Here is a 25909-nt window from a genome sequence, read left to right as displayed (position 1 = left end):
TCATTCCTAAAAACAGGCGTTAAGTTAGTCAGACTACAATATCTTACCAAGCATGACTATTTTGTACAGGTCATTTGTACAGATGATTAGGGCGCATCCTCACTTATTACGCCTAATAATTCAACTCATTTTTTCACTTTGGCTATTTTAATCCCAAGCGTTTAGCAAGCCGATGTAAGTTACCTGAGTCGATTTGCAATTGGCGTGCGGTTGCAGCCCAATTACTCCCTTGTTGGGTAAATATTTGTTGAATATATTGATTTTGAAACTGATCGGTTGCATCGCGTAAGCTTGTTTGTGGTAAAGAGGTTATCGACTGTTTAACCGTGAGTTTTTTGTATGAGAACGCAACAGAGTGCGAGGTATCTGCAAATTCAAAATGGCTATTTTTAATCATACACATGCCATCTTTTTGGCTTTGGGATTTGGCTAATACGGCGGCTCTATGGATAGCATGTTCAAGTTCTCGCACGTTACCAGGCCAATCATATTGTTCAAGTAATTGCAGTGATGCAGGTTCTAACCCTAAATGAGTTAAGTGTAACTGTTGGCGATAGCGCTCGATAAAAAAGCCTGCTAACAAGTGAATATCCTGCTGGCGCTCTCTTAGCGGTGGTACGACAATGGGAAACACGCTTAAGCGATGATATAAGTCGGCTCTAAATCGACCTGCTAATACTTCGCTTTTGAGATCTTTGTTGGTCGCGGCAATAATACGCACATCCACTTTTAGACTGCGATCATCGCCGACTTTCTGTAAATCTCCGAATTGTAGTACTCGCAGTAACTTGGCTTGCAAGTTAAGCGCGAGTTCACCAATTTCATCCAAAAATAATGTGCCTTTATCAGCCATTTCAAATTTGCCGCTACGATGACTAATGGCGCCAGTAAAGGCGCCTTTGACATGACCAAAGAGTTCACTTTCGGCAACGGATTCAGCCAGCGCGGCACAATTTAAATATACCAGGGGCTTATTGGCTCGCACTGAATGTTGATGGATAGCTTTAGCTATCAGCTCTTTACCCGTACCCGTTTCTCCTAAAATCAACACATTGAGTTCAGTTGCCGCGACCACATTAACTTCATTAAGCAGCGATAAAAGATTATCTGCTTGACCGATTATTTCGGTGTCTGGGTTAAGTTGTCCTGATGGTTTTGCGTCGGGGATTGTAAGGTTGCTCGCTTGTTTTTCAAGCTCATCAATCAGTAATGCATTGTTTAGAGACGCTGCCGCAATGGCGCTAAAACTGCGTAACTGATGATTACTGTATTGATCAAATTTATGGGGATCGATGGCATCAATGGTTAATGCGCCAATGAGTTGTTCATTGGCAAATAATGGTAGGCCAATACAGGCATGTACTTTTAAGTTACCTTCTACATTAGGAATTAAGCCATCGTAAGGATCGGCAAGTTCGCTGTCGGCAGGAAATCTTACGATATCACCCGCTCTGGCAATGGCTTCAAGCCTTGGGTGTTCGTTTAAAATAAACCGCCGCCCCAGTACATCAGCACTGAGTCCATCAATCGCCAAAGGGGTAAATTGATGACCTTGAAATGATAATAGCGCCGCCGCATCGCAATCGAGGGTTTCTCTTACTGTGGTGACTAAACGTGAAAAACGATCGCGATTAGACAAGTTAGCGGTAATATCAAGTGCGATACGGGTTAAGTCTGCTTGACTCAATGCCATGTCAAACTCCAGTTAACTACAGGGTGATGTCATTATGACAAGTGTGAATATAACAACAAGGGTAAAGAGCATAATCTTGATACAAAAAGGGGCCTCGATGGCCCCTTATATGATATTTATCAAAACATGTTTATCAATGTATAGCTTAGCTATTGGTTAATACGGCAGCTTGGTTAGCTTTTGCCCCTTTGCTGACGATAGCTTTCTTGATAAGGTCATATAAGAACGCCGCCATCAATAACCCACCAATACTGAAGATAATATCACCAAACATTCGCATCCAGACGAGGTTTTCAACCAAGTCGCTATGGATCACCGCTGGTGAACGGGCATACCAGTAGCCGTGGTCAATAACCGCAAAAAATTGCACGATACCCACAGGCAGTAGCGACATAAATACCATTGCCGCTAAACCAATATTGAGCGTCCAGAATGCCCCTTTAAGGTATTTGTGGTTCCATTGCATATTGCCAGTTAATCCACGAAGACAGAATAGCATTAGCCCTATGCCTAGCATGCCATACACTCCCATAAACGCAGCGTGAGCATGAGTTGCAGTGGTGTTTAAGCCTTGAATAAAGTACAACGAAATAGGCGGATTGATTAAGAAACCTAATACCCCAGCGCCAATCAAGTTCCAAAATGAAGTGGCCACAAAGAACATAATCGCCCAGTGATAACGTTCCATCCAAGGACTTGCTTTACGTAAGCGATAGGTTTCCATGGCTTCAAAACCAATTAACGCTAGCGGCACGACTTCAAGCGCCGAGAAGATAGCACCCCATGCAATGACAGAAGTTTGGGTACCGGTAAAGTATAAGTGATGTAAAGTACCGATTAAGCCGCCGGTTAAAAACACTACCGTTGAGAACAATACTGCACCATTGGCGCTGCGGGCACGGATAAGACCTAAGCGAACTAACATAAGCGCAATGACAGAGGTGGCAAATGTTTCAAAGAAGCCTTCAACCCACAAGTGCACCACCCACCAACGCCAGTATTCAGCAATCGCTAGGTTTGAGTGTTTGCCCATAAACAGGCCGGCACCGTAAAATAAGCCAATCGCGACACAAGAGGCATACAGAACCCAAATCACCGGTTGCATGTCGTTGCTGACTTTTAAGGCTGGACGCATTGATGCGGTCACTAACGCTAACCAAATTAATAAGCCCGCCAGCAATAACACTTGCCAAACGCGACCTAAATCAATGTATTCATATCCTTGGTGACCGAATAGGAAGTTCATGTCCAGATCAAAGTATTGTTGTACGCCAAGCCATTCACCGGCCATAGAACCGAGTACGATAACAACTAATGCGCCCCACAGAATGTTTACTCCTAAGCGTTGATACTTAGGCTCGTATCCTGATAGTGCTGGCGCGATATACAGCCCTGTGCCTAACCAAGCTGTGGCAATCCAAAATACCGCTAGTTGAGTATGCCAAGTACGAGTGACCGAGTATGGGAGTATTTCTGATAATGGGAAACCATAAAACTCTTGGCCTTCAACTGCGTAATGCGCGGTAATACCGCCCACTAATATTTGCAGTAAAAACAGGCCAATAGCGGTTACAAAATACTTGCCGACGGCTTTTTGTGATGGCGTCGGTTTGGTAAAAAATAATGGATCATCTTTGGCCGCTTCCGGTAATGCTTCTTCTTTGCAGCAGGCATGGTGCCAAATCAACATGGCAATACCTAAGATCAATGTCACCAAACTTAATACTGACCAAACAATGTTATCTGAAGTCGGTATATTGCCGATTTGGGGATCATACGGCCAGTTATTGGTGTAAGTGTACTCATAGCCAGGACGTTCGGTTACTGCTGCCCATGCTCCCCAAAAGAGAAAACCGTTTAATAATTCACGATGCTCGGCATCAGTGATGGTCCCTTCTTTCATGGCATATTGTTCGCGCAGTGATGACAGTGCTGGGTCGTCACCAAAGAGTGATAAATAGTGTTGACTGACTTCATTTATCGCAGCAATACGCACATTTGATAATGCGACATATGTATTGCCATCAGCGCCTTCAATGACAGTATTATGACGAATATCATTTCTGAGGCCTTGTTCTAAACCTGCCTGCTGCTCAGAATCAAGTTCAGCAAAATCGCGATTATAACGATCAATTGCGGTGATTGATAACCAAGCTTGTGCTTCACGGTGTAACCAATCAGCAGTCCAATCTGGTGCTACATACGACCCATGTCCCCAGATCGATCCCAATTGATGACCGCCCATAGAACGCCACACAAGTTGACCTTGTTCAATATCATCTTTGGTAAATATGGGTTGGCCACTGGTGTCAGTAAAAGCCGTTGGAATAGGGGGTTTTTCTCGATATATGCCACTGCCTAAACTGAGTAATACAGTGAAGGAAGCAACGAGCACGATTAGCAGTGCAATGCCGGTGAGTTTGTTTTTGCTCATAAATCCTCTTAGCGCAAAGTCATTTTGATACAGATAGCATGTAATAGCATAAGTCGTGCCAACTATTTTTAGTTAATTAAAGTATTGATATATATGTATATTAATTTAATCCCAATTGAATTAAATTGTCATTTAGACATTGTTTAATAATTGTAAATATGACACCGTTGTCATATTTACAATTATTAAATGTGATCATGGTCACCTTGTTTTATTACAAAGGGAGAATGGGTTGAACATGTCGAGTATGAATAGATAAAGCCGATGATAGGCATTTTAGGTCAGACTAATATTCAGTTGATTAATATTTTAAAGTCTATATATCAAGTATTTAGTTAATTTATTAAGCTTTTTTAACTTCAAGTAAGCAATTGAGCTATTTACTTAGCATGCTAACTAGTTATAATGCTTAGCAAGCTAACTAAATGGCAAGTTAATATGTATAACGAATTAGAACGACTAAAAGAGCTGCATCTTGCGGAGCAACTAGGAAGATTGCATCGATTATGGCGCACAGCCGCAGATGTTGAATTAATTCCACTAGGGTTAACTCATCCTCGTTGGACTGCATTATGGAAACTATTACGTTTGGGTGACGATGTGAGTCAAAAAGTGCTAGCCGATGCGTTAGAAATAGAGCTGCCATCGTTAATGCGTACCTTGGGTCAATTAGAAGCGCAAGGCTATATTAAAAGGCGTTGTTGCGAAAACGATAAGCGCGCTCGAATAGTGAGTTTGACACCGCAGGGGATCGACATTCTTAAACAAATAGAAACACGGATTATGCAAATTCGTGCTGAATTACTCAATGGCATTAGCAGTCAAGAATTAAGTGAGTTTGAACGTGTGATCAGTCTGATTAGTGATAATGCCATGGCTAAACTTGATCCGTCTGCCGACCCTTTTGGTGAGAAATAACATGACTCCAGATCAACAATTTGCCCGCCTCGTTAAGATAGCCATTTTGATGTTTGTTATGGTCTTCGGCTACTTTATGTTTGCTGATGCCGTTATCCCTTTAACCCCTCAAGCGATGGCGACCAGAATAGTGACAAAAGTCACCCCCCAAGTCAGTGGGAAAATAGCGACTATTGCCGTAGCCAATAATCAAGTGGTAAAAAAAGGCGATGTGTTATTTAAGATTGACTCAGTTCCTTACGAGCTTGCCGAAGAACAAGCACAGTTAGCACTGGAACAAGCAAAACAAGATAACGCTGAACTTGATGCTGCCTTATTAGCGGCCAAAGCAGATGTGCAAGCCAATAGATCCAATGCCAAACAAAAGCGCAGTGAGGCGAAGAGAATTGACTCTTTATTTTTGACTCACGGAGTGTCTCAACAACTTAACGATCAGACTGGCAGTGATGCGACGACTGCAGAGGCCAACTTACAGGCCTCCAATGCGCGCTTAGCAAAACTAAAAGTCAGTCGTGGTCGTTATGGTGATGGAAACTTAAAAGTTCGCCAAGCACAGAATCGCTTAGAGCAAGCTGAGTTGAATCTGTCATATACTCAAATTCGAGCCGATCAAAATGGTATCGTGACTAATTTACAGCTGCAGGTAGGTAGTTTTGCTTCTGTCGGTCAACCATTATTAGCATTAGTGTCGGATAAGGTTGATATCATTGCTGATTTTAGGGAAAAAAGTCTTCGCGGTATTGATATTGAGTCGAGTGCTTTTATTGCATTTGATGGCGAACCTGGACGTTTATATCGTGCGCAAGTGAGTTCAATTGATGCTGGAGTCAGCGCCGGACAGTTTGAAGCGAATGGTCGTTTGGCGGCACCACAAGAATCTGCTCGTTGGGTACGCAATGCTCAGCGCTTACGTTTACACCTTGAGCTTGACCAGCAAGCCGTTAATCTACTGCCAGCAGGCGCGCGTGCCACTGTACAATTAGTGCCCAATAGTGGTTTGCTTGGCTTTATTGCCAAGGTGCAAATTAAGGTCATTAGTGTGCTGCACTATATTTATTAAATGACATCTTACATTTAATCAGTATTTCTCTAATCCATAACAATGGCTGACTTTCTCTTTGGTGGTTGCTTTTTTTAGCAAACGCATCAATCAGGATGAGTTCTTTATTGTGGAATATTTTCCCCGACGCGTAGGTATTTCAGATGTTGTTACGCCATAGTCCTTTGACTAAAAACGATTTACGTCAATGCTTGCGCATTGCAACAGGCGCAACGCTAGGGTTTGCGATTTGTAAGTTTTTCGACCTAAGTTATGGGGTGTTTTTTACCGTAACCCCAATGCTATTACTCGGACTTGTGCCCGTGATGAATGCGCATGCGATGCGTCAACTGTTGGCATCATCGGTCATGGCTGGGATTGAGGTCGGTATTCTAGGTGGTTTATTTGGTTCTCACCCAGGGATGATATTGCCCATCGTTTTTGGGCTTTTTTTGTATCGATTTGCGGCAATGTCACGTGGAAGCTTGTTTTTATTCGGTGCTAATGGGGTGATCAGCTTAAGTATTATGCTGCACTTTGCCAGTTATCCGAGTGTGGATATTAACAATCTTATTTTTAGCAATTTTTGGGCGACGGCAGCGTCGGTGATCATTGCTTATGCCATGACCGCCCTATGGCCCGATGTTGAACCTCGCTCGCCAATGGCAGCCGTGGTTAAAGCGCCTAACCGTATGCGCCACGAAGCTTTGTTGGGGGCATCAATTGCCACCGCATCATTTTTGGTATTTCAGGTGTTTAATTTACAAGATTCCATGTCAGCCCAAGCCACCACTTTGTTATTGTTATTCCCAATGCATTGGAATGGCGCACTCGGTTACGCCCGAAAACGGGCTATCGGCACCTTGTTTGGGGTAACATTTGGGTTGCTGGTGCAAGGATTACTTTATGATTGGTCTGGGTTACTTATTTTTGTTATACCACTATTGTGGATAGGCCTTATGTTATTTAGCCAAGTGCATGTGAGAGAGGCGAGTGGTTCAGGAGTAGGGTTTGGCGCTATGACGACCTTAGGTATTTTGTTTGGTCAGTACTTAACCCCCCAAAATGATCTGATTTTTAGTGCTTTATACCGTGTGAGTAGCATTTTGGTTGCGATAGTAGCGACATTATTATTGTGTTATCTAATGCATCGTTTATTGAATCAATTTGCAGCGACTCGATTTGGGTGAACAATTGATGTGTGCGGTAAATCGATCTAATTTGCTTATTTGCTTATTTGCTTATTTGCTTACCGATATTTATCAACAGTGGGCTTACTTCTATTGCGATAGGTAAGTGGTTATTAAAGTATTAGACTGCTTTTGAAGAATAATGTGCTTATTAACTGACAATATTAGATATTAGATATTAGATATTAGATATTAGATATTAAGTATTAAGTATTAGGTATTAGGTATTAGGTATTAGGTATTAGGTATTAGGTATTAGATATTAGATATTAGATATTAGATATTAGATATTAGATATTAGGTATTAAGTATTAGGTATTAGATATTAGATATTAGGTATTAAGTATTAGGTATTAGATATTAGATATTAGATATTAGGTATTAAGTATTAAGTATTAAGTATTAAGTATTAGATATTAGGTACGGTTAGTTTTATAGACATAATTACTATATACATTCGGTATATAAATGCTAATAGTAATGAATCGTATATAAAAGGATTTAACATGATGACAAAAAATACTATTATTTTTAGCTTAATATTAAGCTTTCTCGCTTTCGCTCCATTTAAAAGCCAAGCAAACCAATTGCCTGAGTGCAGTACATCCGAATGTGTCGAATACTTTAAAGCCTATCGTATTTTAACTAAACGAGGTCACTCCTCAGCGATGGGCATGTTAGGTGAGTTTTACTATGTTGGTTATGGTACTGATAAAGATATAGACATAGCATTAAAATGGTATCGTCGCGCAGGTAAATATGGCGTTATGGATGCCAAATACAAAGCGGGTGTATTGTACTTACAAGATACGCATTTAAAAGATATTGACGAAGGCGTTGAATATTTAGAGTACGCATCAAAGAGAGGGCATGGACAGTCTTCGTATTTGTTAGGCAAAATGTATTTAGGTGGTGGTATGGTAGAGCAAGATTTGGCGCGTGCAGATCAATATCTTGCTAGAGCTTATGAAGAAAAAAATTTTGCAGCCAGAAATTATGGACAAGAACTTTACTTACATGAATCAACTAAAAAATTACCACTCAGAAAACTTTACGATTTAATTTCAAAAGATGTTGTCACCTTAACCCCAGAGCAAACTGGTTCAAATGAGCAAACTGCAGTGATCAATTTTCCTGAAGGTGAAATGGAAACCCTTGATGTGAAAATGGATACATTTGAAGGTATGTTTGGAACTCATATCGCCCAGTTAAACAATATGATCCCTGACACTTCAAAAGGCACTGGATCAAATATAGCAGGGCAGACATGTGCCACAATGTGGGGGTGTAGTAGTGAAGGCGACGGCGAACGTATCCAGGACGTCCTGTTATCTGATTGGGGCCTAGAAACACTTCAATTTAGGCTTGAAGGTTCAATATTTATTATCAATTAATAGCTGAGTACAAACTGGTTATTTTTGTTAGCAAGGCCAATGACAGAGCAATAGTGGGTTGTTGTAGTCAATGTCATAGTAAGCCGATCAACAAGCGGTTTGATAACCGTTTATTATCTTGAAATTCGTTAGATAAGGTTATGCTAACGCTAGTATAAAAAAGTGACTCATTGTGCTTAAGCAAGCGTCACTTTTTTATTTTCAAATCCCATAATGAATGTGTTTTACAGTAGATTATTGCCAGCCAATTTTCCACTGTTGCGGGTCTTTAAGATCGCGCCAGTCAATGACAAACTCTTGTGCATTCATTTCTGCACGGATAAGACATTCAACCACGTTTTGTTGTTCGTCATACTCGACTTTAGCGACAGTAAAATGCTTCAGCTTTTGAACCACGTTAACCTTGGTCCACTTACTATTAAGTAATTTTTTAGGATGAATTAGGTTCATATTCGTTCTCATGTTCACAGTATTTCGTTGCCCGTATTAACACTCATGTTATGACTCATACAGTAACTCATGGCGTACCTGATCAGTACTGGTGTTAGTCACTGTGAGAGTGACCAACTAATAACTGCTGCAATTGGCTTAGATCATTGATAATAATATCGGCCAAATGTTGATAAGTACTTTCAATCCCATGATTAATAAAACAGGCGATCATGCCAGCATTATTAGCCGCTTGAATGTCGTATAGGTAATCCCCCACATAGATAATATCTTGAGGGGCTATTTGCCATTGGGCTGCAATCGCCAGTAGAGCATCGGGTGCCGGTTTTGCTGGGTAATCTTCGCGGGTTAGCACGTGGTCGATAGCAATATTATTCTGTTTTACCTTTAATGCGCTTGCGGCAAGGCTGTTACGCGTTACGATGGCGATGGGTAATTTTGCCGCTTCAATGGCATTAATCAGCTCGGTCATTCCTTTGATGGGCTTGGCACTCAACGCATCTTGGTATTCATGATCTAGAATAATCTGCTTGGCATCGGCTTGAGTGGCTTTGCAGCTTAAGTCGTCGACATAGTTAAGTAAGTCTATGCCATCAGGGCAACCAATTTGCTGGCGAATTAAGCCGAAGTCTAAGCTGGACTCAACTAAGGTGCCGTCTAAGTCAAAAATAATGCCTTTTATTTGCATGGGTAAATTCAATGAATTCCTTTCTTTTCTCAATATTTATCGGTCAAACTGCATAGAGTGTAACTCAATTGCAAATGGACCTTGTTGTTTTTGTGCGACTAAAAATCCAACACGATTAATATCATTTAAATGTAATGTTGGTGCATTCGCGACTGCGCGTCCCCTAAAGCTGACCGTAAAATCTGCAGGGGTAAAAGCATGTTGAGTGAGTGTGTCTGCGCTAGTGGTAAAGTTAGCAACATAGGCTTCACCATAAGATAAATTCGGTGTTTTTAGCCGAATTTGATAGGTTTTTCCATCACCTTTAACCGCAATGACGAGTAATGATGCATCTGCAATTTGATGTAGTAGAGTCGACTCTATCGACGCAAAGCCGCCATTGTTTTCCAATGACACTGTGCCAGTAAATAATAACGCTTGCTGCGTAAGCTCAATTTGGCTTTGCGAGACGCCGCCCATCACAGTGTCATTATTGATGTTCCATTGTGTAAAGTGGCTCGGATCAGTAAAGTGAAATAGCATAGTGTCCTCACTTGCACTCCATACGGGTTGGCTAATTAATAATATAACCCCAACTGCAGCATGGATGCCTATTTGTATTATCCGGCTAATATGCCCGTTATGTGTATTGAGTAATGCCATCATATACTCCTGTAAATTATCGTTCGATAAACACTTACACTGTAGCAAACATTGCCGTAAAAAAAATGGCTTATCAGGGTGAGAGATAAGCCATAAAGGGTCATACGGATGATAATTGCATACAGTACATCGGGTGTCAGTCAATTGGGGATTTAGTGCATCAAATATTAGTGCATTAGGTGTTATTACATCAGGTGTTATCTAACGGTTTATCTGTTCATGCATTACGCAAGCGAGTTAATTTAGGTTCATTTATTTCTTAGTTTATTTAGTTTTTGTGGCTATTCACCAAATGAATGCCGTTATATTCGACAAATCAGAATGTTGCCAGTACCCTTAATGAAGGTTTTACTGGGAACAACATATTTTGCAAGTAAACAGCACATCATCCGCTCCATCACCCGGGCTTACATTCAGTGTGGTAAGCATCAATTTATTTAATTTTATTGAACCGCCTCATGCTTTCTACGACTTTGAAAATATCTATAGCGATAAACAGTGGCAAAAAAAGTGTGCTTGGTTAAGTGATTTTATTAACCAAAATCAACCTGATATTATTGCTTTTCAAGAGGTTTTTAGTCCTGACGCCTTAGCCAAACTGACTCAGTCGCTGGGTTATGAGCATTTTGTGGCGTTAGATTTACCTGAAGTGGTCAGTGACTATGTGTATCGCAGTCCTGTGGTGGCTATTGCATCAAAGTATCCTATTATCGATTCCGTCAATGTCACCCCAGATAAGCAATGGGTGAGCCAGTTAGGCTTAGCAGAGTCATTTAGTTTTAGTCGTAAACCGCTCAGAGCAACCATACAATTACCGATTTTTGGTCCATGTGATTGTTATGTTATTCATCTTAAGTCTAAACGAAGTGGCGTGAGTCGTGACGATATCAATGACAGTGGTTTACATGGCGGTGCAGATTTTGTTGCAAGGCAAGTGCTTGGGCGCTGGGCATCGAGTTTACAGCGAGGCAGTGAATCTGCATTGTTGTGCCATCAAATGCTGATGAGACGACAACAAAGTCAGCAACCTTTCATGTTAATGGGTGACTTTAATGACACCATGGGCAGTGAACTCTTAGCCGCGTTTAATCATCAATTGCGAGTGTATCGCAGTGACATTGAAGACCCCGGGCTGGCTAAGCTAGGCGAAACGTCATTGATGGCAGAATTACACCAAAGCAGTTTGTTTGACAGCTATGAGTTGTTTATTGCTGCAACCAAGTGTAATGCGACGTTGGCCCAAGATGAGTTTGAATCAAGCACATTAGTGGATGAGCAACCCCATCCTGCCAGACAGCCGACTCATTATTATGGCAACAGTGGATCTGTACTGGACTACATATTAGTGTCGAGTGAGTTTAATCCTACTCAGCAGCAAAACCTTGCTCATGTCATTGATTATCAAACCTTTGACCGACATCTGGTTCGGCCTGACTATGATCGGGATCGTGACAGTACCGATCATGCTCCTGTGATGATGAGCTTTCGCGTGCGTAATTAGTGGCTTGCAATAAGGATGATGACTGATGTGTTGTCAAACATCATGGTCAAATAAATGTGCTAAGAGCTAAGAGATAAAGATAATAACTATGAGTTGAGAGCTAAGTTCATCTAATCAAAGTAAAAAAAGCGCTGATGTTTATCAGCGCTTTTTTGGGTTTAAGGCAAATTATTCGCCATTGAAAAGGACAATAAGTTGGCAATAGTGACTTTACTCTCAACTCTGAATAAGAGAGGGGATAAATCGTTAAAAACGGATTACTTTAACGTTTGTTTTATCTTTATGCAGCGCTGCTCTTGTTGGCGGGTTTCGAGTAGCGCGCGTCTCGCTAATTGCGATAAGCCCGTTTGCGTATCTAAGGCGTAGCTAATCGCATCAATGTTCACTGAACTACAATCTGTCGGAATTAATTGCGCAGCAAAACTGCGCATAAATACTGGGCCTTTGTCGTCCATTAATGCCAAGTTGGCAAAGCGTTGATCTGCGGTTGCGGCACTGAATAGTTTTTGTTCTGCAGGGTAGAGATTGTTCATCGCGATACGAATTTTAGAGAAAGGCATGTTGTCATTATTTTCAATGGTGTTTAACCACTGACGTTTAAGCGATGACTGCGGGCGGATCACTTCAGCTGCAATCGCCGCTTTTTCACCTGAGTCAGATTGATCAAGATGTTTTTCCTGGGCGAGTAACGCCTTAGCGTCGCCATAATCATAACGGTTTAACTGTCTGATCATTGCCCAGCGTATGTCTTGATCTATGTTTAGACCTTTAATATGGCTCTTACTTTGCAGTAAAGATTGAATATGTTTTAACGCATCACCATGGCTAGATAAACTAATGTAAGCATCGAACCAACGGCGTTGGAAGTCGCGATTGCGGTAGCTTTCCATGCTCATACGCAGACTCATTTGGCTTAATGCTTTTGATATTCTGCTGTTGTAACTCCCATGCATTGGAGCCATGAGATCAAGGTAGTTTTTGGCTCGCTGCAGATTGCCAAGTACTTGACCTAAAATAGTGTAGTCTTTTTCCAGTGGGGCATTAATTAATGCGATATTGATGAACTGATCCAGTGATGTCTTACCATCAATTACGCTGTCCCACATACTTTGCCACAACATAGAACGTAATAGCGGATCGCTCACTTGGCCTAGAGACTGTTTGGCCGTGCTAAATGAACTAGCGTCTAGCGCCACTTTCACAAATCCCCAGTCATCATAGTTTGGGTAGACTAAATCTGGGCAAGCCTCGCCAATTAATGGCTCTACTTCGGTGTAGGCGCCTTTGTACGTAACGGCAATTGATTGTTGTTTTTCTAGGCCATATCTATTTTGAGTAAATAATCCAATTTGCACCCGTTGTTCGCGCAGTGTGGGGTGTTGGCTATTATCAGCGGTCTGCACTAAAGCAAACGAGTCAATTTGCTTGTCTTGGCAAGTGTATTGCGCCTTGATGGTATTGACGCCAGCGGCATACAACCATTCTTGAGTCCACTGACGCAGATCGCGGCCACTGGCCTTGGCTAGACTGTTGATAAAGTCATTGAGCTCAGCATTTTGGTAACTGTACTGTTGTAAATATTGGCTCACACCACGGCGGAAGGTTTCTTCACCGAGTAAATGACGCAATTGTTTGATGGTCGATGCGCCTTTTTGATACGTAATGGCATCAATGTTATCAAAGGCATTTTGGCTGGTGGCCACGGGCACTTCAATGGGGTGAGTGGTCACTAAGCTGTCTTGATGGTAAGCGGCTTGTTTACCAGAGGCGTAGAAGGTGCGCCATGCATGACTAAATTCGGTGGCTTCACTCGTTGCCAGCGTGCCCATAAAAGAAGCAAAGCTTTCATTTAACCATAAGCCATTCCACCATTTCATGGTCACTAGATCGCCAAACCATTGATGGGCCATTTCGTGCATGATAACGCCAGCTAAACGTTCTTTTTGCTCACCCGTCATTTTGGCATTAAATAAGAAACGGTCTTCAGAAAAGGTAATCGCGCCGGCGTTTTCCATCGCACCATAGAGAAAGTCTGGCACTAATACTTGATCGTATTTTTTAAACGGATAGGCAATGCCAAAATAGCGGTCAAAAAAGTCTAAACCTTGCTTGGTGTAGGTAAACCAATCTTGTGGGGTAACTTGGTTAGCAACAGATTGACGTGAAAACAGGCGCATGGGGTAACGGCCTGAATTGTCTTCCCACACATGGTACGGGCCGGCATGCATAGAGAAGTTATATGGGCTTAATTTGGGCGTAGCAGGGAAAGTCCATAAGTTGCTGTCGCCTTGGTCAACCACACTGGCTTCGCGCATGGCGCTGATCACTTGCCAGTCTTTTGGAGCATGCACATTAATTTGATAACTGGCTTTAAGATCCGGTTGATCAAATACTGCAAACATTTGTTGTGCCGCGGCCGGTTCAAAATGTGAGTACAAGTAAACTTTATCATCTACTGGGTCGACAAAACGATGTAGGCCTTCGCCATTGGTGCTGTGTTCACGGGTAAACTCAACTTCAATAGTGTTACTACCTTCATTCAATAAGCTTTGATTAAGGGTAATATAAGCACCATTGTAATTAGGATAGACCTTAATACCGTTAATAAAAAACTGCTTAATATTGACTTTACTGAGATCGAGTGTGAGTAATTTAGGTACGCTGCTTAAGTCAAAGTGGGCTATGGATTTGGCACTGAATTGGCTGTGTTCACTTAAAAAGAAGGTTAGTTCATATTGTACATTCGATACTAGGCTGGATCTGGCTTGTGCCTGCCCTTGGCTGATGTTGGCTGAGCCATTGCGTTGTAATGATGAGGTAGTCGGTGAACTGCTGCAGCTGATAACGCTGGCACAACATAATGCGATGAGACTGGTTTTGATGACTAGTGAACGAAACAATTGGGTGGATAACAATTTCACGTTAGTGTTCCTAACTTATTATTAAATGTATGAAAAAGCCGACAACAATGTCGGCTTTAGTGCTATGTGGTGGCGTTTTACAAGCCTAAAAATGACTTTGATTTTACTTTACGAATTTCTTTTTCATCTGACCATTCAATGAGGCCTGTTTCAAGATCCATTAAGCGCATGGTCATTTTGTAATATACGTCTTTGGTGCTGCCATCTTGTTTAACGATGCTCGATAAGTTGCCATAAAGCATATACTGCGCGCCAATTTGGCGACCAAATTTAATCGCAGTTGATGGGTCTACCATGCCAGCATTGTTTTGATAATCAAGTTGTTTACGTACGGTATCAACCTTAGTCATATCAATAAAGCGGAACTTACCAGAGCGTAATAACTTGTTGCTAATGGTGTCGGTCACTGATTCTGTATCGATATGCTCAGAGGTTTTGTTTTTGATTTTATCCACAAACACAATTGGGCGGTTACTTTGTGTCATCACCACCACAGGAGGGAATGCCATCATACTGTCGACCATCTTAGCGGCAATGTTTTGCAGATCGGTTGAGCCAAAGTTTTCATTGACGGTTTCGACTTCAGTGGCGTCACCATACTCTACTTTTGATTGGCAGGCGGAAAGTGCCATCACTGCAGCTAATACAAATATCAGTTTCAAATTTTTCATAATAAATTCCATTGGTGATGAGTGACAGTTGATAAACGATTATCGTCCATCAGATGATTATCGAATAAAAACGGGTACGATTGCCAGTCTCGATGACCCAAATTAATGTTGATCGCTGTGGTTTTACCTCTATTTTTACACTTTGGCTGTTATTTAAGCGAATATTATAGTTGCCGGCATCAATAAATTGTCTGGCGATTTGTGCTTGGCGTGGCAAGGTTAACCAGCTTCTGCGATCGGCCTGTTCGGTTATTACATTAAAAAGTTGCATCACAATGGCGCCGGCGTCAATTGGATTATTGCCACCTTGACCACTGCTTTGGACACTTCGGTTCATTTGGTATTTAGCATAAACTCTTGCGGCTTGGCGAAACAGAGCCGCGGGTAAATCTTCTTTTAACGCATTAATGGCTAAAGCATCAATGTTAGCAATAGTTTGAGCGGTTAGTGGCGCACCTAAACCTTGAATTTGGCTGTTATTGACTAACTGACGTTGCGCTTGATAAGTCGCTAATGAGGCGGATTGTAAATTACCGTTGATGGGGAACGGTACTGTAATACTTTGTTTTTCTGGTACAAAATCACGTTCAACAATAAATACGACTTGTCCTTGCTCCGGTGTCGGTAAGACAGCATCTCCCCAGCGACGTTTAAATTCATCGTATTGAGGCATATTCAGTTGTTTGGCTAAACGGACTAAATCTTGTTGTAAAAAGACATTATCTGGGGTGATTTGGGCTGCTTTTCGATAATCAATAAACGCGTCGTTAGGTTCGCTAGCGAGTTCGTGTAATAACCCGGTGGTGTAATAACTGTAGGCGTTAAGAAACGAGCTGGTGACACTGCCAGCGTCCTTACTTAATTGCGCCATTTGCGAATTAATAGTGCCATTAGCCATATCTTGCACTGACTTTTGAGATTGTTGATAGCGAGCTTGTTCCATGCTTTGCAGTTCATTGCTGCGACGAACTTCCACTAATGCTCCTTGAGCATCGCCACTGAATAAATAATTAAGCGCCTGATATTGATGCAGCATGATGCGCTCATATCCCGGACCTCGATAAGGTATGGCATTATCATTTAATAAAATACTGCTGGCCCCTGCGCCGAGTTTACTGGCACTGACAGTGGCTTTATCGTCAAAGACTTGATAGGCGTCTATGGCTTGCTGGTAATAAGTCTTACTGCGGGTAAAGTCACCCGCTATTTGCATAATACGTCCAGATTCTTGGGCATAAAGTAAGCCATCATTGCCACTAATATTGCCGGCCAAATCGGTGATGTTTGCGGTTGGCGTCTCGCTACTGAGTTGCTGCTTGTATGACGCTATTTGCGACGGATAATTAACAAAGACACTGTTAAAGGCGCAACCGGACAGGCCAAAACAGAGGATCAACCAAGCACAGAATGTTCTTAACATTGTGTCACCTGTACCTGCGTTGCGATAAGGTTGACCCGTTCAAGTAAGGTAATGCCTTGTAAGTGGTCATATTCATGTTGAAAAATACGCGCCACAAAACCCGTTAATGTTTGTTGATATAACTGGCCATCAAGTGATTGATATTGAACCTCAATTTCACTATGTCGCCAAATAGATAACCGCTGACCTGGAATCGACAAGCAGCCTTCTATACCCGCTTCTGTTGCGGTAGACGCCGATAAAATTTGAGGATTTATTACCACAGTTGGGGCCATTAAGGGCGCATCGGGATAACGTTCGTTTGGATTTGATGCCATGATGAACATCGCCGCGCGACTGAACACTTGCGTTGCCGCAATACCGACCCCGTTTGCATTTTGCATAGTGCTGAGCATGCTGTCGGCTAAAGTGTGTAATGCTTGGTCAAAAACCGTCACGGGCTCAGCAATTTGAGTCAGTATTTCTTCGCCTGTGGTAGCAATGCTGAGTAATGGCTTTAGCTGCATAGGTGACGGCTATCCTTGTTGTTCGCGTTTAACGACGAGCTGCATTAATCTATCGTTTAAGATCGTTATTACTTGCAAATAGGTCATTCATACTTACTTATGATCCACTCGGTTTGATGACTGTCTATGCCACATTGGCTCAACATCAGCTTAAGATGATAGCCATCTATTAACCTGAGTTATGCCGCTTCGCAGCAAGGCTTTAGTAATGCGGTGGCGGTGTTTCATCTACCTGAGACGCCATATTACTGGGCTCAATAGCATGTAGTTTATTAACCATTAATAGCATTTGCTGTTGCTGTCTGGCAACCAGTGCATTGAGTTTTATCACTTCTTGGTTTAACTCTTCAATGGTGATGTCTTGAAATGATAATCTCATTTCAAGATCATCAATCTTTTGTAAAACGCGATCCATGTTGACCTCTTATTGATTAATTAATGCTGCCAATACTCAACGAGACCTTGGCTGCTAATGCTGACTATTGATCCTGGTGCTATCATTGCGGCAGAGTATACTACAGCGCCTTTGTTTTGGGTGTTTTTACTCAGCTGAACTTGCCAACGTGAAAGTCGCTTGCCTGAGTTAATTTGCCATAAAAAAATTTCTCTTGATGGCGTGCCTGTCAGTAATTGCTGGTCATGATTAACAAAGCGAGCAGTTGAAAAGGTCATTTGGCGTCGGTTAATATCCAGATGACTGATTGGTTTACCTGTACCCGATTGCCATAGCGTTGCATTACCTGTGATATCGCTGGCAAAGCTGAGTGTTCCAGAATCATTAATCACCACTTTAGTGATACGAGAGGTTAACTGCCATTGCTGGATTGGTTGACCCGTTTGGGCTTGCCAAAGAAGCACTTTACCGTCATTACCGCCACTGAGTGCCTTATTACCATCGGCACTAATGGAGACACTATTGACTTTTTCTTGATGGCCCAAAAATTGGATTAGGCGCGCTTTTTCTGGTGACAATGACATCACTGAGCCATCGACTAAACCAACAAGTGTTTGGCCTGTATTGGCTATGGCGACGCTTTGTGCATAAGAGGGTAACGACCACCATCCCACGGAAGACCCATCGGTTAATCGCCATATTGCCAGCGAGTGACTGCTGATTGTCGCGGCATAGAGGTTATTAGCCGATATTGCGGTCTCAATGACGTTACTGGTATTTTTCTGCTGACCTTGCAGCCACTGATAGGACAGGGTTGAGGTGGTGAGATCCCATACTTGTACACCGTTGTGAGCCGTACTAACCAGGGCAATACTGGCATCATTAGATAGGCTTGCACTGTAACTGGCATCGGTAGTAATCACCTGTACTTTGGTGGCTGGAGGCTGGCATGCCGTTAATAGACCTGTTAGGACAAATATTGACCAAAAAAGCAGCATTGGAACGCGTATCATGAACTTGCTCCTTGAATTGTTGTCCTAAACATTGTCATATAAGGTTTGCCCAATGGTATAACCGTTTTAACTAGTATAGAGTGGCAAATAAACATGACCACTTAAACATCTCATTGATTGAATGTATTAAGGTTATTGTAACCACTAAAGGATGCTGAGGAAGCTTTAATGAAATCTATTTACAAATTATCGTTAGTTGCATTAGCCGTTGTAGGCCTTACTGCGTGTAATCAACCACAAGACGTTGCCCAAAAGAAAGTTGAGCTAACAACTGATGTTCAGAAAGAAGCATATAGTGTTGGTGGTTCAATCGGTAAATACATGTCGGGCCACATTAAAGAGCAAGAAGAATTAGGTTTTGCTGTTGACCGCACCATGGTGATTAAAGGCTTTAGCGATGGCTTAGGCGAAGAAATGCAGTTAACTGAAGAAGAAATGAAGACTGTATTAGAAAACCTAGACAAAAAATTAAACGACAAGCGTTTAGAGCAAGCAGAAACGTTAGCCGCTAAATCGATTGCTGAAGGCAAAAAGTTCTTAGAAGACAACAAAGCTAAAGAAGGTGTGACCACAACTGAATCTGGTTTGCAGTATGAAGTATTAGAAGCCGGTAGCGGCGACAAACCTGCAGCAGAAGACTCTGTTGAAGTGCACTACCGTGGTACATTAGTCGATGGTACCGAGTTTGATAGCTCTTATGCTCGCGGCGAAACGGCTAAATTCCCACTAAACCGTGTTATCCCTGGTTGGACTGAAGGTTTACAGTTAATGCCTGTAGGCGCTAAGTATAAGTTTGTTATCCCATCAGAATTAGCTTATGGCGAACGTGATACGGGCACTATTCCTGCTAATTCAACACTGGTTTTTGAAGTTGAATTAATCTCAGTAGAAAAAATGCCTGCAGCAACAGAAACCAAATAATATCATCTATGTTACCGTCACTCAGTGATTGAAATATGGATATCAAAAAGGACGCTCCGGCGTCCTTTTTTTGTTTACAATGTAGTGTGTTTAACCTTTGATCTTGGCTCAGGATAAATGATTCACTTAGCCTTTTGACATGACTCAACCTTAGGTGGTTTGCTACATTCGCTATACCGAGCTAATAATGGTATTGCCATTAGCTTGCTGCCCACCTTGTCGATCATCTTATAACGATCACCTGGCCTCATCCCGCGAGTGCTTCATTGCGGTTCCGTGGCGCGTTATGAATAAAAAGGGCGATGACTCACTGATCATAGCCATTTCAAGCGGTAGAATAAGTACATTTGCAAGCCAATCAGCGCAAACAACCCGCCACAGAATGCAGCAAAAGCCCAGTTAGATTCAGCCCCTGGAATGCCGCCAATATTGACGCCCAATAACCCAGTTAAAAACCCTAATGGTAAAAACACCGCCGAAATCAACGATAAAAAATACAGTCTTTGGTTCACTTGTTCTGATTGTTGCGATTGCAGTTCTTCTTGGGTGACACTGGCACGATCTCGTATCGCATCAAGGTCTTCAATGACCCGAATCAGGGTTTCGTGAATTTCTCGTAAGCGGACTTTGTCATTATGGTCAAACAGTTCACTGGCTTCTTGTAGCATACGATAAAATGCTTCACGCTGAGGTGCTAAGTAGCGTCTTAACACAACCGTTTGCCTGCGCAGCTCAGCAATGTCGGTACGCAAGGTTTTGTTCACTTGAGTGACAACCCGTTCTTCTAATTCATCAAGCTGTTCTTCAAGCTTGCCAATAAACTCCACTTTACGCTGCGTCAGCCGCTCACAAATGGCCATAATAAACGCCGCACTATCAATAGGGCCTTTGCCTTGAGTGATCTCATCAGCAACATCAATCACCGATTGTAATTGACGCTCGCAGGTCGAAATGATTTTGTATTCTTCTGCGTAAATCCTCACCGCAACCATGTCTTCAGGATCGGACCCGGGGTTTAAATTAACCCCACGCAATGCTAGTAATATACCTTTTTCTGAGCTTAATACTCGTGGACGAGTATCGGTTGCTAGTAGGGTATCCATCTCAACTCTATCCAAGCCAGAGTTGAGGAGCCATTGACGAGCTTTAGGTTCACGATAGCGAAGATGTAGCCACAAAAGCCCATCAGTGGGCTGCCATTGTGCTATTTGTTCAATGGTAAGTGACTGGCCAGCATTTGGCCCTGTAAGCAACAAACTGTATATAAAACCATTATTCATTATCAGAGACTCCATGTGATCACTATCGCAATAATTTACGCTACTTTTTAATCATGCCCAAGTTTTAAACGAGCTTGTAGAATGAAACTCTTTATTTATCGAGCATTTAACCATCAAATACACGATTTAATCAGTTAACGATCAGCAGAGTGGCCAATCATCGGTTAAAATAGAAAAAATGCTAATAAAAGAGTACTAGTATGGAATATCAGTTTCGTCGTAACCGCCTAGAAGGCAATTTCTTTGCTGAATTTAGTATGGATCACGAGGTGCTAGGCCGATGGTTTGCTGAACAACTCGGTGATGATAATCGCAAAGCTAATTATATTCTTAGCCAAATAGCGGCCATTAAAAAAGGGACTCTCACTCATTGGCGAGATATCAGTGGGGATTTAACCATCGACATCGACACTGAGCAGGTTAGAGTTTTTGCCAATGTGATTGATTTTGATGAAAAATACCAACTCGAAGATGCTATGAACTTATATGATGCCGAGTCTGAGTCTTATTGTGGTTTGGAAGACTTTGAGTCAGTACTGCAAAGTTGGTTAGCGTTTATTAACGATAAATAATAACAAAACCACATTGAAGTGGCCTTGTTGAGTATGAACTTGGTTGTTAACGCGCTAATTATTAAGGTAGCGTACAGCCATTTCAGTGCGTGATTTCGCATTCGCTTTACGCAGTAAATTCTTCACGTGAACTTTGACCGTCCCTTCGCTGATGTGTAAATCATCAGAGATCATTCGATTACTTTTACCTTCGGCTAGTTCCTGTAATATTTGCAATTCACGAGGGGTTAAGTTTTCTATCCAGCTATTATCGTCAATGGTGTTTTTTAACTCATAAATATAAGCCTCGACTTCATCACTAATGACTCTGTGACCCAGCATGGCTTTTTTAAGTTGCTCTAATAGTAAATCAGGCTCAGTGTCTTTGAGCAAATAACCATCAGCACCCGCGCGCAATAATCGAATGACATCTTGTTTTGCATCGGATACGGTTAAAATGACAATTCTTGCTGTCACTCCCTCTTGACGCATAGCGTTAAGAGTATCAAGGCCAGACATGCCTTTCATATTCAAATCGAGCAAAATAATATCGGGTTCATTTTCGGCTACGGCTGTAAGAGCTTCTATGCCTGTGCCTGTTTCACCAAAAAGCGAAAAGTCGCTGTCGGAGGTGATTAATTGGCAAATACCACGACGTAATAATGGATGATCATCGACAACAAGTACGGAATACGGCTTACCCATTTAAAGGCTCCTGTTGAGGGGGGAAACTCAGCGTGACAGTAGTGCCGCCAAGCGGATTACTATTGAACGAAACGATACCATTCAGTTTGTTGGCGCGTTCATGCATGATACCAATACCAAAATGTTGGTCTCGTTCTGCTAAATGTGTCACGCCAATACCATCATCACAAATTGAAATAGTAATCATGCCATTCTCAGTCAACTGACAATCTACCACTATATGGGCAGGCTTTGCGTGTTTTATTGCATTTAATGTCGCTTCACGAATTAATTGCAAGATATGAATGTGTTGTTTAGCTTCAAGTAAATGTGCGGATAGTGTGTAGTTCAACTGGATATCGATATTGGTTTGATGACGTAATTGATCCAACATAACTTCAATCGCTTGACTTAAATTAGGCTCTTTAATGGTTAACCTAAAGGTGGATAACAGCTCACGTAATTGTACATAAGCAGTACTGACACCTTCATTGATTTCCATCAACTGGCTTTCTACTTCAGGGCTACGACAACTATTACCAAGGCTTTTACGTAATAAACTGACTTGAATTTTCAAAAATGATAATAATTGTCCAATAGAATCATGTAATTCCCTTGCGATGACCGCTCGCTCTTCTAATAGCGCCAGTTGTTGGCGTTGCTCACTTGCATTATGGATGGTAATGGAGCGCGTTAACATCATGGCAAAGTTTTCAAACAATAATTGGTTTAATGGTCGGTTAGAAATGACATCTAAATAGCCCAACTGTGTCTTTTCTATCAATAGTGGAAAATGTACCGATTCAGCTTGTAACTCTTTAGGCCAACCGCCTTCTGCTTCAATGACATCTTCAGAGCCGTCATCATGTTCAACGATTAATCTGAGATAGGTTAAGTCTTCATAATATTTGAGTTGGTTGATTGCAGATTGCAATGCTTTATAGTCGAGTTTATCGGCATGTAGCATTAAGAGGTTGTCGTATAAAAACTTTAACTCGTTATTTGCTCGGGTTAATGCCAAGGTTTTCTCCGTTACTTGGTCTTCTAAATCCTCATATAAGCTGGCTAATTCAGCCGCCGTTTTCTGCAATGCGTTACCTAGAGCCGTCAGCTCAATATAACCCGTTTTAGGCATTTCAACGTTGAAGTTACCTTTAGAAATCGTTGCGGCGCTGTCCATTAATAATTGCAACGGTTTAACAACGCGTTTACGAGTGAACACTACAGCAAAGAAAGCGATAACTAACAAAATGGATAAGCCGATAATCTGTCCAATAACCAATAGCTTAAGTTTAAAGGCCGCGAACTGTTCCATCTTTAATACTAGGGTATTAATGGTGTCGACAAAGTCGGTCAACGAATCAGAATAAAGTCGTGTATTTCCTTGTTCTATATAGACTTTCATTACTTGCCATTTGTCGATAACCACCAAGTATTGGTTTCTGAGTTCTTCAGGGCTATACCAAGCAAAGGAACGTTTAAGTGCTTCAGAGTTAAGTGTGTTTTCAAATTCAGTAATTTTTTTATCGGTATTATGACTGCCCGCATTGGTATACAGCAATAGTCGGTAACTTTGCATTCGCAGTGAGCCCGACGCATTAATCCCTTTGGCATCGCCTAAACTGAAGGTTAAATTGACGATAGAAAACACCGCTAAGCTTGATGACAACAAAATTAACATAAGCATTAAGCTTAAAATGGTGGAAGTAAGGCTGCCACGAGTAAACATAAAATCCTGTTGTTGATAGTGATTAGTGATTAAAAATAAGCCAAAAGTATTGTTTTATATCGTGTCCAATAGTGTGTTCTACATTAGGCATGGCTTGATAGTACTAACAAGTTTACAAAATTGTGAAATACATCCTGTTTACTTGTTGATCTGGCGCAAACTTTCTTCGCTATACCCCATAAGGGGTATATTTAAAATGGAATTAAATAGCTAACTTTGACTTTGGAGATGTCGTGATTATTAAATTAAATATAATGTAACACGGAGATAAAGGGTGATGAAGATGAATGTAAAATCAATTGCACTGGGTGCAGTGATTGCAGCCAGTTTTATGGCTGCAGGCGCAATGGCGAGTGATAAAACCGAACCGCGTAATGAGGTTTATAAAGATAAATTTTCAAAGCAATATGACAGCTGGCATGCTACTGAGGAAAGCAAAGAAGTTGTTGATATGTTAGAAAAAGTACCTAGCCTAGTTGTATTATGGGCAGGTTACGGCTTCGCTAAAGATTACAATGCACCACGTGGTCATATGTATGCGGTTACTGACGTAACTAACTCATTACGTACCGGTGCGCCAAAAAATGCTCAAGATGGTCCAATGCCAATGGCGTGTTGGAGCTGTAAAAGCCCTGATGTACCTCGGGTGATTGAAGAGCAAGGTGAAGATGGTTATTTCAGTGGTAAGTGGGCTAAAGGCGGTCCAGAAATAGTCAATGTGCTTGGTTGTGGCGATTGTCATGAAAAAGGTTCTTCAAAGTTACGCATGTCACGTCCATTTGCGGCTCGCGCAATGGATACATTGAATACGCCATTTGATAAAGCTTCTCGTAAAGACAAGCAATCAATGGTATGTGCTCAATGTCACGTAGAATACTATTTCGAGAAAACCGCAGAACGTCCTGGTTTCGTTAAATTCCCTTGGGATATGGGGACGACTGTTGAGCAAATGGAAGTGTATTACGACAGCATGGAATTCTCTGATTGGACCCATGCTGTGTCTAAAACTCCTATGCTAAAAGCACAACATCCTGGTTATGAAACTTGGAAAATGGGCGTGCACGGTCAAAATAACGTGAGTTGTATTGATTGTCATATGCCTAAAGTGACTAACGACAAAGGCCGCAAATTTACAGACCATAAAGTGGGTAACCCATTTGATCGCTTTGAAGAAACCTGTGCAACTTGTCACAGTCAAAGCAAAGAGTTTATGGTTAAGCAAGTTAATGAAAGCAAAAAGAAAGCACAAGACTTAAAAGCACGTGTTGAAACTCAATTAGTTAAAGCTCACTTTGAAGCTAAAGCTGCGTGGGATGCTGGTGCAACTGAAGTTGAAATGAAGCCAATCCTAATGGATATTCGTCATTCACAATGGCGTTGGGATTACGCAACTGCTTCTCATGGTGCATCAACTCATGCTCCTGCTGAAGTATTACGTATTTTAGGTACTTCATTGGATAAAGCGGCTGATGCTCGTGTTAAATTGGCTCAGCTACTAGGTGCTAAAGGTGTTAAGCAACCTATTGCATACCCTGACACTTCAACTAAAGCAAAAGCACAAGCCGCTTTAGGTATGAACATGAAAACCATGAATGCTGAAAAAGCTGAGTTTAAGAAAACACTGGTTCCTCAGTGGAAAGAAGAAGCTAAAAAGCGTGAAGCGACTTACTAATAAGTTTTACGGTGAGCATTAACACTCACCTCATGTAAAACCAGAAGCAATATAGCAAACAGCCCTCATTTGAGGGCTGTTTTTTTATGTGTTTGGCGTAGAAGTCGCAGATCAATCGATTGCTGTTATGTGCCATTAATGGTGGGGTAATAGTTGCACCAAAACAATGCGGCGCTGTTTTCTGTGCACTCGATTGGT

Annotated in this window: 22 protein-coding genes; 8 read left to right on the top strand and 14 right to left on the bottom strand. The window is 41.7% G+C overall.

What is annotated here, in order from left to right:
* Positions 1 to 142 precede the first annotated feature (142 nt).
* Positions 143 to 1693: a nitric oxide reductase transcriptional regulator NorR gene (gene norR / locus AAEZ00_RS08435; protein WP_351076350.1), complete on the bottom strand. Its 1551-nt coding sequence runs from the start codon at positions 1691 to 1693 to the stop codon at positions 143 to 145.
* Positions 1694 to 1838: 145 nt separating this feature from the next.
* Positions 1839 to 4127 (bottom strand): nitric-oxide reductase large subunit, encoded by a 2289-nt coding sequence (locus tag AAEZ00_RS08430; protein ID WP_124012430.1) that lies wholly within the window; start codon positions 4125 to 4127, stop codon positions 1839 to 1841.
* Between the two features lie 438 nt (positions 4128 to 4565).
* Here AAEZ00_RS08430 and slyA point away from each other — a divergent pair, with 438 nt between their 5' ends.
* The 4 genes from slyA to AAEZ00_RS08410 all read left to right on the top strand — a co-directional run bounded on the left by slyA (position 4566) and on the right by AAEZ00_RS08410 (position 8668).
* Complete coding sequence (gene slyA / locus AAEZ00_RS08425; RefSeq protein WP_124012429.1) at positions 4566 to 5045, top strand: transcriptional regulator SlyA; 480 nt, start codon at positions 4566 to 4568, stop codon at positions 5043 to 5045.
* 1 nt (position 5046) lies between these two features.
* Complete coding sequence (locus tag AAEZ00_RS08420; protein ID WP_101034214.1) at positions 5047 to 6105, top strand: HlyD family secretion protein; 1059 nt, start codon at positions 5047 to 5049, stop codon at positions 6103 to 6105.
* 143 nt (positions 6106 to 6248) lie between these two features.
* Entirely contained in the window at positions 6249 to 7274 is a 1026-nt protein-coding gene (locus tag AAEZ00_RS08415) for a DUF2955 domain-containing protein (RefSeq protein ID WP_124012428.1), read from the top strand.
* Positions 7275 to 7780: 506 nt separating this feature from the next.
* On the top strand, positions 7781 to 8668 hold the full coding sequence (locus AAEZ00_RS08410) for a tetratricopeptide repeat protein (protein WP_124012427.1): 888 nt from the start codon (positions 7781 to 7783) through the stop codon (positions 8666 to 8668).
* A 234-nt stretch (positions 8669 to 8902) separates the two neighbouring features.
* Here the strand turns inward: AAEZ00_RS08410 and AAEZ00_RS08405 are convergent, their stop codons facing one another.
* The 3 genes from AAEZ00_RS08405 to AAEZ00_RS08395 form a co-directional block, all read right to left on the bottom strand.
* Positions 8903 to 9118 carry a TIGR02450 family Trp-rich protein gene (locus tag AAEZ00_RS08405; RefSeq protein ID WP_124012426.1) on the bottom strand — a complete coding sequence of 72 codons (216 nt, stop codon included), beginning with the start codon at positions 9116 to 9118 and terminating at the stop codon, positions 8903 to 8905.
* 94 nt (positions 9119 to 9212) lie between these two features.
* Positions 9213 to 9818 (bottom strand): HAD family hydrolase, encoded by a 606-nt coding sequence (locus AAEZ00_RS08400; protein WP_124012425.1) that lies wholly within the window; start codon positions 9816 to 9818, stop codon positions 9213 to 9215.
* A 24-nt stretch (positions 9819 to 9842) separates the two neighbouring features.
* A complete protein-coding gene (locus tag AAEZ00_RS08395; RefSeq protein WP_124012424.1) occupies positions 9843 to 10451 on the bottom strand; it encodes a CIA30 family protein in 609 nt (202 codons plus the stop codon).
* Positions 10452 to 10815: 364 nt separating this feature from the next.
* Between AAEZ00_RS08395 and AAEZ00_RS08390 the strand changes: the two genes are divergently transcribed.
* A complete protein-coding gene (locus AAEZ00_RS08390) occupies positions 10816 to 11949 on the top strand; it encodes an endonuclease/exonuclease/phosphatase family protein (protein ID WP_124012423.1) in 1134 nt (377 codons plus the stop codon).
* A gap of 257 nt (positions 11950 to 12206) precedes the next feature.
* Here the strand turns inward: AAEZ00_RS08390 and pepN are convergent, their stop codons facing one another.
* From pepN to AAEZ00_RS08360, 6 genes are all read right to left on the bottom strand, one after another.
* Complete coding sequence (pepN, locus tag AAEZ00_RS08385; RefSeq protein WP_351088557.1) at positions 12207 to 14870, bottom strand: aminopeptidase N; 2664 nt, start codon at positions 14868 to 14870, stop codon at positions 12207 to 12209.
* Between the two features lie 77 nt (positions 14871 to 14947).
* Positions 14948 to 15541 carry a penicillin-binding protein activator LpoB gene (gene lpoB / locus AAEZ00_RS08380; RefSeq protein WP_198554786.1) on the bottom strand — a complete coding sequence of 198 codons (594 nt, stop codon included), beginning with the start codon at positions 15539 to 15541 and terminating at the stop codon, positions 14948 to 14950.
* A gap of 49 nt (positions 15542 to 15590) precedes the next feature.
* Positions 15591 to 16961: a COG3014 family protein gene (locus AAEZ00_RS08375; RefSeq protein WP_124012421.1), complete on the bottom strand. Its 1371-nt coding sequence runs from the start codon at positions 16959 to 16961 to the stop codon at positions 15591 to 15593.
* Positions 16955 to 17467 (bottom strand): peptide deformylase, encoded by a 513-nt coding sequence (def, locus tag AAEZ00_RS08370; protein ID WP_124012420.1) that lies wholly within the window; start codon positions 17465 to 17467, stop codon positions 16955 to 16957. The genes AAEZ00_RS08375 and def overlap by 7 nt, the downstream gene beginning before the upstream one ends.
* A 202-nt stretch (positions 17468 to 17669) precedes the next feature.
* Positions 17670 to 17882, bottom strand: a complete 213-nt coding sequence (locus tag AAEZ00_RS08365) for a SlyX family protein (RefSeq protein WP_101034224.1) — start codon at positions 17880 to 17882, stop codon at positions 17670 to 17672.
* 20 nt (positions 17883 to 17902) lie between these two features.
* Positions 17903 to 18874, bottom strand: a complete 972-nt coding sequence (locus AAEZ00_RS08360; RefSeq protein ID WP_351076366.1) for a WD40 repeat domain-containing protein — start codon at positions 18872 to 18874, stop codon at positions 17903 to 17905.
* 168 nt (positions 18875 to 19042) lie between these two features.
* Between AAEZ00_RS08360 and fkpA the strand changes: the two genes are divergently transcribed.
* Positions 19043 to 19795 carry an FKBP-type peptidyl-prolyl cis-trans isomerase gene (gene fkpA / locus AAEZ00_RS08355; protein WP_335686835.1) on the top strand — a complete coding sequence of 251 codons (753 nt, stop codon included), beginning with the start codon at positions 19043 to 19045 and terminating at the stop codon, positions 19793 to 19795.
* 314 nt (positions 19796 to 20109) lie between these two features.
* Here the strand turns inward: fkpA and AAEZ00_RS08350 are convergent, their stop codons facing one another.
* Complete coding sequence (locus AAEZ00_RS08350) at positions 20110 to 21075, bottom strand: zinc transporter ZntB (protein ID WP_351076368.1); 966 nt, start codon at positions 21073 to 21075, stop codon at positions 20110 to 20112.
* A 200-nt stretch (positions 21076 to 21275) separates the two neighbouring features.
* Between AAEZ00_RS08350 and AAEZ00_RS08345 the strand changes: the two genes are divergently transcribed.
* Complete coding sequence (locus AAEZ00_RS08345) at positions 21276 to 21647, top strand: YacL family protein (protein WP_101034228.1); 372 nt, start codon at positions 21276 to 21278, stop codon at positions 21645 to 21647.
* Between the two features lie 54 nt (positions 21648 to 21701).
* On the opposite strand, the gene AAEZ00_RS08340 is transcribed toward AAEZ00_RS08345, so the two are convergent.
* Complete coding sequence (locus tag AAEZ00_RS08340) at positions 21702 to 22331, bottom strand: response regulator (RefSeq protein ID WP_101034229.1); 630 nt, start codon at positions 22329 to 22331, stop codon at positions 21702 to 21704.
* The gene (narQ, locus tag AAEZ00_RS08335; RefSeq protein ID WP_351088556.1) at positions 22324 to 24039 is read right to left on the bottom strand and encodes a nitrate/nitrite two-component system sensor histidine kinase NarQ; all 1716 of its coding nucleotides are present in this window, start codon (positions 24037 to 24039) and stop codon (positions 22324 to 22326) included. The genes AAEZ00_RS08340 and narQ overlap by 8 nt, the downstream gene beginning before the upstream one ends.
* A gap of 283 nt (positions 24040 to 24322) precedes the next feature.
* On the opposite strand from narQ, the gene nrfA reads away from it, so the two are divergent.
* Positions 24323 to 25711 carry an ammonia-forming nitrite reductase cytochrome c552 subunit gene (nrfA, locus tag AAEZ00_RS08330; RefSeq protein ID WP_206191826.1) on the top strand — a complete coding sequence of 463 codons (1389 nt, stop codon included), beginning with the start codon at positions 24323 to 24325 and terminating at the stop codon, positions 25709 to 25711.
* The last annotated feature ends 198 nt before the right edge of the window (positions 25712 to 25909 follow it).

This window comes from Shewanella sp. S1-49-MNA-CIBAN-0167, assembly GCF_040310145.1.
GTDB classification, from domain to species: domain Bacteria; phylum Pseudomonadota; class Gammaproteobacteria; order Enterobacterales; family Shewanellaceae; genus Shewanella; species Shewanella psychromarinicola.
Note: the sequence above shows the minus strand (reverse complement) of the source record. Positions and strands in the feature narration are given on the sequence as shown.